Consider the following 13,473-nt stretch of genomic DNA (forward strand, 5'->3'; position numbering starts at 1 on the left):
GTTATATACCACTCTAGGAGTGACACAAAGTTCAGCGCCGATCTCTTTAGGCGTAAGCATACGAGCTAATAATAATATTCCTGCGGCTCGAGTGCGGATATCTCGGTGTATATGGTTCAACGACAGTTGCTGTAGGGTATGACGTTCAAACTCAGTTAGCTGTACAGTACATTGCATCGTGCGGTTCAATCGGCGTGTGTCAGGTGATAATAAAAGTGTAGCTTAATGAATTTGGTTTTCCTTAGGCACTTAGCCTAAATATTCTGGCACGTTTTGCGGTACCGTTTTTCTTTGTTGTGGCAGGCTATCTTTATTATTTCCAAAGCATGACTGACAGTGGTGCTTATACAAAACGCTATCTGGCCAAGCTGATCAGGATGTATCTCAGCTGGACCCTAATTTATTTTGTACTTTTCGGTGTTGGCTATCAGTTTTGGCGTCCGTATTCATTTACCGCGATGTTCTACCACGGTACTTTCGGCTCTGAAATTATGTGGTTTATGCCGGCATTAACAATTGCCGTGCTAATTCAATATATCGCCCAAAAATTCAATACCAGCACAGTCTTGTTTGTGGTCGCCAGCCTGCTGCACCTGATAGGACTAAGCGGCCAGTCCTATCAACCACTCCTGCCGTTTGAGATTTTTAATCCAGAAACAAACACCTTCTTTATCAATTCCCGTGATCCGCTCTTTTTCGGCCTTTTCTATGTAACCCTCGGATATCAACTGGCCAAAATCAATGCAGTGAGTTTAATCAAGAAACTACCTTGGCCAGTCTATCTGCTGGGAACAGTTCTTTTTTCAGGCTTGTCGGTTGCTGAAGGTTTATGGTTGATCCAGGGTCACGGCGGGATCATCGCTGACTATTACATCATGACTCTTCCTGTCACGCTCTCCTTCATCGCACTGGCTCTGACTCTGCCCACAGTAAACAAACCATCATGGTTCGCTAAGATCGGGGAGCACAGTGGTGAAATCTACCTGAACCATGGGGTATTAAACAGCATGGTTATGTCCGTATTCTGGTTCATGGGCGTCTTTTCAGATCCCGAAGTAAGAGCCGTGGTTGGTAGCAATCTTACCCTACAAATACTTCTGGTTCCTCTCGCCCTTGCAGTCAATCTTACTTTCTATTTTGCCATCCGCAGTTTATTCCGACGTTGCTTTGGCAAGCAAACCCTTAGCGCCTACCGAGAATCCGCTATGGTACTCAGTGCGTTCTGGCTGTTATTTATATATATCCCAAACGGCCAGGGCGAGAACTTGTTTAACAGCCAGAACCCAATGACAGTGTTTATTGCAGTTTGTATATGTAGCATGGTCTATTACGGTTTTGTTCGATGGCTAGCTCCTGTCAGCGACCAAAAATCGATTCCGATTATCAAACATATTATTGTCGGAGCAGCAGTCTCTGGCTATTGGTTAGCCCTTTCTGCTAGCGGTGTACTAGAGATGCTGAGAAGCCTCTATCAGGAAGGGGCCAATCCGTTTATTTCAGTACTATCCAGCCCGGTAGTTACGTTTAGTCTGCTCTTTGTTTTTTCTGTTGGTATAACTCTCGGCCTGCAGAAATGGCTCTATATGCCAAACGTAAATACCAGAGAACAAGTTATCCCTAATCATTAAAGATCACTACCACACATTAGCAAGCAAATGCAGAATCCTGCTTGCTAATATTGACTTAACCCTATGAATTTCTTTTCAAATAACACAATTCAGCTGCTTAAACCTGTGACGAGAACTTTTTTACTGCTCGAGGTGGAACCAGATCTAGCCATGACAATCCTTGTTGGCTTTTTCAATGGAATAACAGTGTATTAAAAAGCAGATGGTAACGCTAAGTATTATTAACAGGATCCAAAAAGCCGAGCTCTTGCCCGGCTTGCATCGTTTTAATTAACTCTCAGATTAAATGCCAGATGGGGATTACAGTTTGTCCCACGCATCCATCCATGCGTCACTTTAACCACCGCAATTAGCTGGGGCGACTTCTTGCCACACTCCCCAGAGGCCTGACTCTGATGGATTGTCACCGCGAGTCCACCATTGAGCTTCCCAACTTTTATCAGCCCACTTCACTCGGTCGCCACTATTATAGACCGTCGTTATATCCCATACCCCGTCACAAATATCAGTGTTACCGGATGTTGTCACTGTAGCGCTGACGTTTGCAGTATGTATAGTACTGCTGTTATCAGTAGAGAAGTTTAACGCCACCTTCGCTGTACCAGTAGCAGAAGCACCAAATTCAACAGCTACAGAGCAGCTTTGACTGGCTAATAGGGTTGTTGAAGAACAGGTATCAACACTTATCACAGGTTGTTTAGCTACACCGCTGTAAGCTAAATCAATATTGCTGACAGTAAAACTGGTCGTGCCGGTATTATCTACTTTAAAGGTATGGGATTTAACTGCACCTAGCTCAAAGGCAGATAACGTTTGGTTCTTGATGTATCCCACCGACAGATTGTTTGATTGGTTGCCAATGACTCCATCGACCCAATTACGCAGTGCCGCGATATCACTATACACTCCGTAACTTCCTGGCCGAGCACAACCAATCCCCCAGCTAACGATACCTAATTGAGTAATGGTTCCTGAGCGGTTGATAACGATTGGCCCACCGCTGTCGCCCTGGCATGAGTCCTTGCCCCCTTGTGGTAAACCGGCACAAAATGACACATCACCGACATTGGCATAACTGCCGCCGGCAGTTCGGCATGTTGCATCCGACACTAAGGGCACGTCAACCTCCTGTAATACTGAAGGGGAAACCCCTCCCTCTTGAAGTCGACCTAAGCCCGCTACTGACAGCAAATCACCAACACCGGCATACTGGCTAAGAGATCCCTGCGCAATTTCAACCGCATGAGCACCAGTAGGCACCCGGTCGAGCTTTAATAGAGCAATATCATTCGCAAGATTTCGTGAGTTAAAGTCAGGATGGACGTAAATATTGGTCACATTGGCTCTTTGACCATCGGTACCATTGTATTTAAATCCGCCAACTTTGACTGCTATTTGGCTGGCTGAATCACCATTGACGCAGTGCGCTGCAGTTAAGACATACCCTTCGCCTAAATAGCTCGCACCACAGTATGAGCGATTACTATTTCGGCTTACAATTTGTGTATAAAACCCCCAGTCCACCGTATTAGCAGGTTTCCCACCAACAATTCTAGGCTCGAAATTTGAAACAGCATCTTCGCCTGAGTTAGCAACTGCTTGCCCAGAACACAAAAACACAAACGCTAGCGTTAACTTCCCTATATTTTTCAATTTAACATCCCCTTAGTTAATGATAAAAGTATAACCAATCCAATTGGTTACACCACACAGAAAGCCAAGCAGATAAATTTTTAATTCCAAATTTCAAACGATTAATTATCAATGAAGTATGAGACAAATCATTTTATAAATGACACAGTGGATCACTTTGTTGCACCCCGTGTGACAATCATCACTGATGGTTTTGATTGATCAAAGATCAGAAGCGACATTGTGTAATTCAACATTAGCGATAAAAAAATTGGTCGATTCAGTAGGTAGTTGCAAAGAAAAATAAAAACTAAACAGAGTGCTATCGCAAAGTTAAGAACGTGGAAGTAATAGGAAGAATGCCAGTATAAGGCGAAAGGGGAAATTGTATTGCTTTTAAATCTCATTTACTGTGCTTGTAGAAACAAAAAAAGGAGAGCCGAGGCTCTCCTTTTCACTTAAAAACTAGACTGTATTACAGTGCAGCTTTTGCTTTTTCAACAAGTACTGTGAAAGTAACTTTGTCAAATACAGCGATATCAGCAAGGATCTTACGATCGATTTCGATAGACGCTTTCTTAAGACCGTTGATTAGACGGCTGTAAGACATACCATTTTGACGTGCAGCAGCGTTGATACGAGCAATCCAAAGTGCACGGAAAGTACGTTTCTTCTGACGACGGTCACGGTAAGCATATTGACCAGCTTTAGTAACAGCCTGGAAAGCTACGCGGTAAACACGTGAACGTGCTCCGTAATAACCTTTAGCTTGTTTAAGAACTTTCTTGTGACGTGCACGCGCTTGTACACCACGTTTTACGCGAGGCATAGGAGACTCCTAACTAATTAATAAAATATAAAACTAAAAACGATTAAGCGAACGGAAGCATACGAGCAACTGCAGCCACTTCACACTTAGGAAGGATTGCATTTGGACGAAGCTGACGTTTGTTCTTAGTAGTACGTTTAGTCAGGATGTGACGCTTAGTAGCGTGCTTAAACTTAAAGCCACCAGCAGTTTTCTTAAAGCGCTTAGAAGCGCCCTTGTTGGATTTCATCTTAGGCATGATGAGACTCCGCATTGTTGATAGTTAATAATCATAGTAATCAGGCGAACAAAAGCGCTGCCTGAGCAGCGCTTTTAGCTACTTTAATGCCGTAATTACTTCTTTTTTGGAGCAAGCATCATAGTCATTTGGCGACCTTCAACTCGATGAGGGAAGCTCTCGCAGATCGCTAGATCTTCAAGTTCTGCCTTAATACGATTTAATAGATCAATACCAAGATTCTGATGGGCCATTTCACGACCACGGAAACGTAGTGTGACTTTACCCTTGTTGCCCTCTTCTAAAAAGCGAGTCAGGTTGCGTAGTTTTACCTGATAGTCGCCTTCGTCTGTACCAGGTCGGAATTTAACTTCCTTGATCTGGATTTGTTTTTGCTTTTTCTTTTGATCTTTAGCAGCCTTGCTCTTTTCGAACAGGTACTTACCATAGTCCATCACTCGACAAACTGGTGGCTCGGCATTCGGGCTGATTTCGACTAGATCCACACCAGCATCATTAGCTATACGAGTTGCTTCATCAATAGAAACGACACCGATGGACTCGCCATCTATACCCGTTAAACGCACTTCACTTACGTCGCGAATTTCACCGTTTAAACGGTGTGCATTTTGTTTAACTGGTGCTTGAGTTCTTCTTCCGCCTTTAATACCTTACTCCTCCAAAACATTGAGCTTGCGACTGCTAATCTCTTGCTGCAAGAATGCAACAAGGTCATCAATCTTGAATTTACCCAAATCTTTACCCTTGCGAGTACGCACCGCTATTTCGCCTGCTTCGACTTCTTTGTCACCACAGACAAGCATGTAAGGCACTCGCTTCAAAGTATGTTCGCGGATTTTAAAGCCAATCTTCTCATTTCTCAAGTCCGCATTGACTCTAATTCCACATTTTTGCAATTTTTTCACTATTTCTTGTACATATTCTGACTGACTGTCAGTAATGTTCATCACAACAGCTTGCTGAGGCGCCAACCATGTTGGGAAGAAGCCTGCATAATCTTCGATAAGAATACCGATGAAACGCTCTAATGAACCAAGAATAGCACGGTGAATCATTACTGGGGTATGACGTTCGTTGTCTTCACCCACATATGTTGCACCTAAACGCTCTGGTAATGCAAAGTCTAGCTGAACTGTACCACACTGCCATGCACGATCAAGGCAGTCGTGTAGTGTAAACTCGATCTTAGGACCGTAGAATGCACCCTCGCCTTCTTGAATTTCATATGGAATCTCCATAGATTCAAGAGCGAATGTTAGATCAGATTCAGCTTTGTCCCACATTTCATCAGAACCCACGCGTTTTTCAGGGCGTGTAGATAGTTTAACAACAATGTTGTTAAAACCAAATGTCTGATAGGTATCGTACACCATTTTGATACAAGAAGTAACTTCTTGTTGCACTTGGCTTTCTGTACAGAAGATATGTGCATCATCTTGGGTGAAACCACGTACACGCATTATACCGTGAAGGGCACCTGATGGCTCATTACGGTGACATGCGCCGAACTCAGCCATACGTAACGGTAGATCACGGTATGATTTCAAACCTTGGTTAAAGATCTGAACGTGACCCGGGCAGTTCATTGGCTTAATAGCGTATTCACGGTTCTCAGAACTTGTTGTGAACATTGCTTCTGCGTATTTGTCCCAGTGACCAGAACGTTCCCATAGAACGCGGTCCATCATTAATGGGCCTTTTACTTCCTGGTAGTCATACTCAGTCAGTTTCTCACGTACAAATACTTCTAGCTCACGGAAGATAGTCCAACCGTTGTGATGCCAGAAAACCATACCCGGCGCTTCTTGCTGCATGTGGAACAGATCAAGGTGCTTACCGATTTTACGGTGGTCACGCTTTGCTGCTTCTTCCAGGCGAGTAAGGTGCGCTTTAAGCAACTTCTTGTCTTGGAAAGCCGTACCGTAGATACGTTGCAGCATTTTGTTGTCGCTGTTACCACGCCAGTAAGCACCAGCAACGCTCAGAAGTTTGAAGTTCTGGCAGAAGCCCATGTTAGGTACGTGAGGACCACGACACATATCAATGTATTCTTCGTGGTGATATAAACCTGGACGATCGTCGCGAGAAACGTTCTCGTCAAGGATTTCAATCTTGTAAGTCTCGCCACGCGCTTCAAATGCATCACGCGCTTCTTGCCAGCTTACTTTCTTCTTAACAACGGCGTACTTTGTTTTCACAAGCTCTTTCATGCGCTTTTCAATCGCATCAACGTCTTCTTGTGTTAAAGATTGCTCAAGGTCAATATCGTAGTAGAAGCCATTATCAATCGTTGGACCGATTGCCATTTTAGCTTCAGGATAAAGTTGCTTGATTGCGTGACCTAGCAGGTGAGCACAAGAGTGACGGATGATTTCCAGACCGTCTTCGTCTTTAGCTGTGATGATTTCTAGGTTTGCATCATTTTCGATCAGATCGCATGCATCAACACGCTCACCGTTAACACGACCAGCGATGCAAGCTTTCGCAAGACCCGGGCCGATGTCAGCAGCAACATCCATAGTTGAAACAGCATTATCGAATTGACGTTGACTACCGTCAGGAAGAGTAATTACAGGCATGAAAATGTCCTTCACAGTGGTGCCACATACCAAGTAGCACTTGAGTTAATTAAATACAAATAAAATCAGCACCTTACGGTTGGCGCTTTAGTGATTTGAACTTTTTGGAACTGTTCTTGGTACAAAAAACAAGAATGTATTCAAGAAGGAACACATTCTAATGAAATGGCATGAAATAACAATGTCTATCCGTATAAGTCGTTTACGTTGTACATAATTACCGCGACACCTATGCCACTCGTAACGATTCAAATCGATTAGAGCGCCTTCGCAGGCCATATAAAAACAGGAGCCAAAAGGCTCCCGTGTTAATTAGTCAGTTTTTCGATAAACCGGCCTTGAATTAAGCCCCCTCTACGACACGTTCCACATCACGACTTGTTAGCGATGAACCTGTAGTAGCACCACAAAAATCCTCGACAGCAATTACGCGCTTAGTCTTACGGGGATGACTTGAAAGCACTTCCTGCAAGAAGCCAAACACGCCTGGCACACGTAATTCTTGACGAATAAAGGCTGCTTTGTCCGTCTGTGAAATCAATTTCGTGCTACCAGATGCCAGTGAAATAAGAGCACACAAACTAGCATGTTGGTTTTTGACCAACTCAGCAGCAATACGATCGCACGTCAGTTCACATGAGCGACTGTATGCTGCTAGGCATGGCGCCCCCCTACATATTCCAGCATGATTACCCTCAAGATAACCTTGCTGAGGCATACAGGTATTGCTTTATTATACCTTTGGTTTATAGACCGTATTATTAAGCCCGAGCGATGGTAAAACGTAATTTGTTATTAATTCAAATGGATAGTTTTCATCTTGTCCGATATAAGCACCTGATGTAATAACAAATACGAGCTGAAGCTCTGGAATAATAAACATTTCTTGCCCTCCATACCCTCTCATCCCGCCAATATGAATGCGCTGTCCATCATTTTTGATTAGTGGGAACCACCAGTTATAGCCATATTCTATTGTTTTATCCGGCCAAAATTTACCTTTGGGTTTTAAACTTTCCTTAGCCCATTGTTCAGAAAAAATCTGCTGGCCATTCCACATACCATTGTTTAAGTATAGTTGTCCCAATTTAGCAAGATCACGTGATCGCAGATAAAGCCCAGAGGATCCTAAATAGTCACCGGTGACCTCATGAGCAAACCAATCATAGTTTGATATACCAAGAGGATTGAATAAGGCTTGTTCGGCGTATTCCCTAAGGCTCATGTCAGTGACTATTTCAACAACACCTCCAAGAAGTACACTCATCGCCCCTTGATAAACAAATTTATCGCCCGGCTTATAAGCAACCCCTTTACTCAAGATATAAGCATAGGGATCAGAAGATAACCACATATTCATCGCATCACTATTTCTGGCTCCCCATTCATTCCAATCCAAGCCACTATTAAAGTTCAATGCATGTTTTATTTTAATATTTCTCCTCTTATCTGCTTCCTGCATATCTTCATTTGTGAAATAGTCAAATAAAGGAACATTAACGCTCGGTATTGTATTTTTATATAATAAATTGCCGATCAATGTTGATGTTACTGTTTTCGTAACTGATCGCATTTGGTGAAAGGTATCAGGAGATGGCGGAAAATAAACGGGCATCGGAGTGCCATCTCTTACACTTCTAACCGAATAATATTGTTCAAAAACTAATTGATTATTCCTGGCTATTAGCAATGACTGTACTCTTTTGTCCTTACGCATAATCACATGCCGATGTAAATCAATTAATATTTCTTTTTCAAAACCCATTTCATCCGGCAGGCTCACAATCCAATCATTTTGAGTAGAATCCTGAGTCCACTTGAAGTTATCCATATCCACTGTATATTGCTTAATTATAATACAACCAATAAATATAACCGTAACCAATACAACCAATCGGTTAAATGACCTTTCATTGTGATTATTCTTGTTCAATGTACTTATAACTCCCTGTATATAAATATTAAATCATTAACTTATCGCAATCTCATTCATGGTTTTTAGTAACTTTGCACGAAGCGTGTAATTCACATGAAAATTATTAATAAAAAGGACAACACCTGTTCCCTGTTCAGGGTTAATATGGGCTGATGAAAGTATGCCAGGGCCGCCACCGTCATGCCCCCAAGATACATTTCCCTTGCTATCTGCATTCCTGAACCAACCTAATCCCAATTCAGATCCAATTTGGGTATCTTTTCGTTGATAACTAAATATCTCTTTCACCGTTTCAGGTTTTAGCAATTGATAGCCATTCACTTTACCCTCGTTTAGGTGTGCTAATAAAAAGGGCAAAAATGATTGAAGACTTGTACCTAGTAGCCCCATGGGATACACAGAAGAAAAATAGTCACAGTCGGTAAAATCAATGTACTTTTTACCTTCCTTATTTAATACCGCCTCTTTAGATGCATACCCTTGATCTAACATAGCCTTTGTGTATACCGCCATTATGGGCGATCGAGGGCTGGATTCTGCTTCATAGTGAGTTATCAACTGAGGTAGTTTTTCTTTTGACCACGACGTTTGCACCATACCGCAAGGAGAAAATATTTCATTGTCACAATACGTCTTAAAATCTAATCCTGTTGCTCTTTCCACGATGTATGCTGCAACAACGGCATTTAGATTCGAGTAACCAGCGATAACCCCCAAAGGATCGTTACTTATCTTCGAATAGTCCCCTGGTTTATAGTTATCAAATGCTGCTTCAGCCGAATAATGGCTGCCAGACGGTGGTAGTGTCTTTAACACCCATGCTTCTAAGGTTTCATAATTATCTCTGCAGAATGAATCAGCCATTGGATAAGGGGCCGACATCAATTTTCGTGAAGAGAGAGAAGAAGAATGTGTAAGCAAGTTATGGATTGTTATTTTCGAATCTGGATAATGTGGTGATCTCAGATTGAATCCAAGATAATCACTTATGTCTGTTTGAAGATCTAATACACCTTGATCAACAAGCCGCATTATTGCGGTCCAAACAACCAGCTTAGATATAGAGCCAATTGTTTGCCAAGCACTGTCTGTCGTCATTAATGTTCTTGAGGGAATATCCTGATACCCATAATTTTTTGACCAATAAAGCTTGTTATTTTTGATAATTGCAGCACTAATACTAGCAGCGGGCAAATCATTAACTGCGCGGCTTAATGCTTCATCTAACTTTACCAAAGGATCTTTCAATGCATTGTAACCAAAATGTAACCCAACACCAGTACAGCCTAATACAGATGTGACCTTTAAAAGATCCCTTCTGGATATTGATTTCATAAATACTTCCCTATACTTAAATTGACTGGTCACATGGCAAGGCAAATACACAAACACCCTATTTGAAATACACAGCGCAACCACGGCGCTAAAGCCATATAAGTTCAAACCATATGTAACTTATTGTTTTATTTGCTAGAAGTGATATATCAAGGGTGTAACAAAGTGGGCAAATCTTTCTCTTGAATAAAGTTTTTAAAACCTAATTGTCGATAAAATCCAATCGCGTTATGAGATGAGTTAACACATATATAGCCCGTGTCATTATGTTTTTTGCTTATTTCAATTGCCGCTTTGAATAACTTTCCTCCGATACCTTTCTGGTGACTATCGGGACTTACAAAAAAGTCTGATAAATTCCAATAATCCTTGATTAAAATAAAACCAAACGTGTCGCTGTCACTGAGGTTAAAACAGCTCTCTCAGCAATTATATTTAGTTCTTTTATGTCTTGAATACTTGCTGCGGATATTCCCATATACCCTTATACCATTTCACATTATATTCAACGACTGAGTTCATTTATTTAAACCGCCACCGGATAAGCACAACCAAACAGTGCATCAATCCTCATAACACTCATTGTCAGGCATTCTAGTGCCACGTGTCTAATACAGTGCACACAAAAAAACGGTTGTTTATTTACTAACTGTCAGGCATTTGACATTGATCGAACGGATATAAGCAGTTAAAGAAAAAAACAGGCATAAAATGCTCAAAATTTGATTTATCTGAATATGCTTTCATCAGAAGCTTTCAGTAAACAGAAAATCAACTTAAACCCTGCAAGTATTGGTGGAATCTTGCCACGGTATAAGTCACTCGTAACGATTCAAATCAGACTAAGCTCGCCTTTCAAATGATCTTTGTCTGTTGTTGTCTGGACGGATTCTTGGATCAGATGGGATTGGTTGTTTTGTTCGGAGTGTTTATGCCCGTTACGTTAATAGGTTATTTGGCACCGTCAGAATTGGTGGTTGTTCAGCTCAACGACTAGTAATACAGTAGGTCGTCATATTTCCGTCTTAATCAAAGTGACGGTTATCTAAGTATTTGAATTAAGAGCTATACCCTTTGATTTTCTAGGTGTACTGTGATTTTTCGATGGACAAATTGCATATTAATTGTCAGAGGGAATTATGAGTTTATTTTATGTAAACAAGAATGCACAGGATAATGGAGACCATGAGGTTCATAGTGCATCATGTAGCTATCTTCCAAAGAAAGAAAACTGCCACCCACTCGGTTACCACACAGCCTGTAGTACAGCCTTAACTGCGGCTAAAAAGGTCTATCCAAAATCAAATGGCTGCTATTATTGCTCCTATTCAAGTTACACGGCACCAGAATAGTAATGCTTAAACGTCAGATATAAAAAATGCCGGCCATAGCCAGCATTTTTTTCAGAAGACAAGCTTCTAATTATAAAGCAACTACGTTAGCTGCTTGAAGACCTTTTTGGCCTTGCTCTACGTCAAAAGAAACTTTTTGACCTTCAGCTAGAGTTTTAAAACCTTCTGAAGCGATAGCACGGAAATGAACGAATACGTCAGCGCCGCCGTTATCTTGAGTGATAAAGCCAAAACCTTTCTCTTCGTTAAACCATTTTACGATGCCGGTAGTTGAATTAGACATATATGCCCCTTATTTAAAATTCATGAAAAATCGCGGAAGCGCGAAATTCTAATGTATTGAATTATATAATGTTACGATAAATATAAGGGAAACACATAGGCACAAAACATAATGTATAAGTAGCTAAAGGTTTAACTTGTACTTGATGCTGCATTTAATAACTCTCTGAAGAACTGAGCGAGATAATAACAGCTGTACGTTTTTTGTACAGCACAATTTTCAACCTTTCCACCGTTCTCGTCTTCAGGCCACAACGGTATCCTATTGGTTGCTCAATTTGCCACTAACTTATATGACACCACATAAAGCTGTTCGATACCCGGGTAGATCTCCTGAATCACGGCTTTCAGCTCTGCCAATGTCATGTTTTCCTGCTCGGCATGAAAGAGACTTAAATCATCAAATAAAATTGGCTCAACCGAGATAATATCTAACTGGCAGAAGCCACGGCCATCTTCGAACGTCGAGACATCAACGCGCGAATCCGGTACATAATCACGCTCAGATTCATCGCGAATCGTGATCGTCTTCTTGCCTGAAAGAATATCGGCTTCAAAGCGCTCAAAGAACGTCATCACGGTAGGGGCATTTTTCATCGAATCGTTGCTTGTCGGGGATTTTGGTGTAGATGCATCACTATTTGTCATAATTTCTGCTTCATTATTATTGATGTGGTTTTAGTATATTAAAACAGCTCTGAAGGCATTGACCAAGTCATTTGCCAGCATTCAGATCGCGCTTTTTCTCTGAATATCCAAAGAAATATAACATTAGCTTGAAATACACGGTAAAAGTTGCTTTTATTTGTATAGGCAATTATGGAAAAAACCTCAATGGCACAGTCACCCCGCTATTTGCAAATTAAACAATACCTAAACGATAAGATCCAATCCCGGACATGGCCACCAGGTTTTAAAATTCCGACCGAAATTGAGCTATCTGAACAATTTTCTGTCAGCCGAATGACTGCCAATAAAGCCATTCGTGATCTGGTCGGTGAAGGTTTGCTTGAGCGCACACCGAGACTGGGCACGTTTGTTTGCCATAAGAAGGCAGAATCGCCTTTGATGGAGATCCGCAATATTGCGATTGAAATCCGCAACCGTGGTCATGAGTATTCAAATAAAATAATTACCCAAGCGAAGGTTGATGCTAAAGATGATATTGCGCTGCGTATAGGGGTCAGACACGGTACTGTCATTTACTTTACTCAGATTGTTCACTATGAAAATGACGTCCCGGTTCAGCTGGAAGAACGTTGGGTAAACCCGGATTTCGCACCTGAATATATCTCACAAGACTTTACCCAACAGACACCTAATGAGTATCTGGTTCAGACCTGCCCATTGAGTGATATTGAGCATACTGTTGAGGCCATTATTCCACCTAAGCGCATCTCCACATTGCTAAAGATGAATGATAGCTCCCCTTGCCTGCTGTTGAACCGAAGGACATGGAGTAAGAAGAACCTTATCAGTATCGCCTTGCTCTATCATCCAGGCGATAAGTATAAATTGAGTTCACGGACGAAGGTGTAAGTGTAGCGAGGGTCTAGGGTCTAGGGTCTAGGGTCTAGGGTCTAGGGCCGCTTCACTCCGCATATTTCACTCACTGTCAGTTTAATATTACAATTCTGATCACATTTCCTTTACATGCCATCT

Annotated in this window: 12 protein-coding genes and 1 pseudogene; 2 read left to right on the top strand and 11 right to left on the bottom strand. The window is 41.7% G+C overall.

What is annotated here, in order from left to right; translation table 11 throughout:
• Window positions 1–263: 263 nt before the first annotated feature.
• A complete protein-coding gene (locus tag L4D76_RS25720; RefSeq protein ID WP_428443735.1) occupies window positions 264–1,628 on the top strand; it encodes an acyltransferase family protein in 1,365 nt (454 codons plus the stop codon).
• A 336-nt stretch (window positions 1,629–1,964) separates the two neighbouring features.
• Here L4D76_RS25720 and L4D76_RS25725 read toward each other — a convergent pair whose 3' ends face one another.
• The 11 genes and pseudogenes from L4D76_RS25725 to yqfB all read right to left on the bottom strand — a co-directional run bounded on the left by L4D76_RS25725 (window position 1,965) and on the right by yqfB (window position 12,387).
• Window positions 1,965–3,242 carry a trypsin-like serine protease gene (locus L4D76_RS25725; RefSeq protein WP_428443736.1) on the bottom strand — a complete coding sequence of 426 codons (1,278 nt, stop codon included), beginning with the start codon at window positions 3,240–3,242 and terminating at the stop codon, window positions 1,965–1,967.
• Window positions 3,243–3,735: 493 nt separating this feature from the next.
• Window positions 3,736–4,089 carry a 50S ribosomal protein L20 gene (rplT, locus tag L4D76_RS25730; protein ID WP_428443712.1) on the bottom strand — a complete coding sequence of 118 codons (354 nt, stop codon included), beginning with the start codon at window positions 4,087–4,089 and terminating at the stop codon, window positions 3,736–3,738.
• Window positions 4,090–4,132: 43 nt separating this feature from the next.
• Complete coding sequence (rpmI, locus tag L4D76_RS25735) at window positions 4,133–4,327, bottom strand: 50S ribosomal protein L35 (RefSeq protein ID WP_006232269.1); 195 nt, start codon at window positions 4,325–4,327, stop codon at window positions 4,133–4,135.
• Window positions 4,328–4,422: 95 nt separating this feature from the next.
• A complete protein-coding gene (gene infC / locus L4D76_RS25740; protein ID WP_428443737.1) occupies window positions 4,423–4,974 on the bottom strand; it encodes a translation initiation factor IF-3 in 552 nt (183 codons plus the stop codon).
• Between the two features lie 3 nt (window positions 4,975–4,977).
• Window positions 4,978–6,906 carry a threonine--tRNA ligase gene (gene thrS, locus L4D76_RS25745; RefSeq protein WP_428443713.1) on the bottom strand — a complete coding sequence of 643 codons (1,929 nt, stop codon included), beginning with the start codon at window positions 6,904–6,906 and terminating at the stop codon, window positions 4,978–4,980.
• A gap of 343 nt (window positions 6,907–7,249) precedes the next feature.
• Entirely contained in the window at window positions 7,250–7,624 is a 375-nt protein-coding gene (locus tag L4D76_RS25750; protein ID WP_428443714.1) for a M48 family metalloprotease, read from the bottom strand.
• 15 nt (window positions 7,625–7,639) lie between these two features.
• Window positions 7,640–8,839 (bottom strand): serine hydrolase domain-containing protein, encoded by a 1,200-nt coding sequence (locus L4D76_RS25755; RefSeq protein WP_428443715.1) that lies wholly within the window; start codon window positions 8,837–8,839, stop codon window positions 7,640–7,642.
• A 36-nt stretch (window positions 8,840–8,875) separates the two neighbouring features.
• The gene (locus tag L4D76_RS25760) at window positions 8,876–10,177 is read right to left on the bottom strand and encodes a serine hydrolase domain-containing protein (protein ID WP_428443716.1); all 1,302 of its coding nucleotides are present in this window, start codon (window positions 10,175–10,177) and stop codon (window positions 8,876–8,878) included.
• 149 nt (window positions 10,178–10,326) lie between these two features.
• Window positions 10,327–10,566, bottom strand: a pseudogene (locus tag L4D76_RS25765) (GNAT family N-acetyltransferase); the annotation flags it as partial.
• A gap of 1,033 nt (window positions 10,567–11,599) precedes the next feature.
• Window positions 11,600–11,812 carry a transcription antiterminator/RNA stability regulator CspE gene (cspE, locus tag L4D76_RS25770; protein ID WP_107282525.1) on the bottom strand — a complete coding sequence of 71 codons (213 nt, stop codon included), beginning with the start codon at window positions 11,810–11,812 and terminating at the stop codon, window positions 11,600–11,602.
• A gap of 272 nt (window positions 11,813–12,084) precedes the next feature.
• Window positions 12,085–12,387, bottom strand: a complete 303-nt coding sequence (gene yqfB / locus L4D76_RS25775; RefSeq protein ID WP_428443738.1) for a N(4)-acetylcytidine aminohydrolase — start codon at window positions 12,385–12,387, stop codon at window positions 12,085–12,087.
• Window positions 12,388–12,645: 258 nt separating this feature from the next.
• Between yqfB and hutC the strand changes: the two genes are divergently transcribed.
• Window positions 12,646–13,350 carry a histidine utilization transcriptional repressor HutC gene (gene hutC, locus L4D76_RS25780; protein ID WP_428443717.1) on the top strand — a complete coding sequence of 235 codons (705 nt, stop codon included), beginning with the start codon at window positions 12,646–12,648 and terminating at the stop codon, window positions 13,348–13,350.
• The last annotated feature ends 123 nt before the right edge of the window (window positions 13,351–13,473 follow it).

It is taken from the genome of Photobacterium sagamiensis (assembly GCF_050337085.1).
In the GTDB taxonomy this organism is placed as follows: Bacteria; Pseudomonadota; Gammaproteobacteria; order Enterobacterales; family Vibrionaceae; genus Photobacterium; species Photobacterium sagamiensis.

Excerpts from the sequence above, each read along its gene's own strand:
- rplT (WP_428443712.1), bottom strand. The coding sequence starts at position 4,089 with ATGCCTCGCGTAAAACGTGGTGTACAAGCGCGTGCACGTCACAAGAAA.
- rpmI (WP_006232269.1), bottom strand. The coding sequence starts at position 4,327 with ATGCCTAAGATGAAATCCAACAAGGGCGCTTCTAAGCGCTTTAAGAAA.
- thrS (WP_428443713.1), bottom strand. The coding sequence starts at position 6,906 with ATGCCTGTAATTACTCTTCCTGACGGTAGTCAACGTCAATTCGATAAT.
- L4D76_RS25750 (WP_428443714.1), bottom strand. The coding sequence starts at position 7,624 with ATGCCTCAGCAAGGTTATCTTGAGGGTAATCATGCTGGAATATGTAGG.
- L4D76_RS25760 (WP_428443716.1), bottom strand. The coding sequence starts at position 10,177 with ATGAAATCAATATCCAGAAGGGATCTTTTAAAGGTCACATCTGTATTA.
- cspE (WP_107282525.1), bottom strand. The coding sequence starts at position 11,812 with ATGTCTAATTCAACTACCGGCATCGTAAAATGGTTTAACGAAGAGAAA.
- yqfB (WP_428443738.1), bottom strand. The coding sequence starts at position 12,387 with ATGACGTTCTTTGAGCGCTTTGAAGCCGATATTCTTTCAGGCAAGAAG.
- hutC (WP_428443717.1), top strand. The coding sequence starts at position 12,646 with ATGGCACAGTCACCCCGCTATTTGCAAATTAAACAATACCTAAACGAT.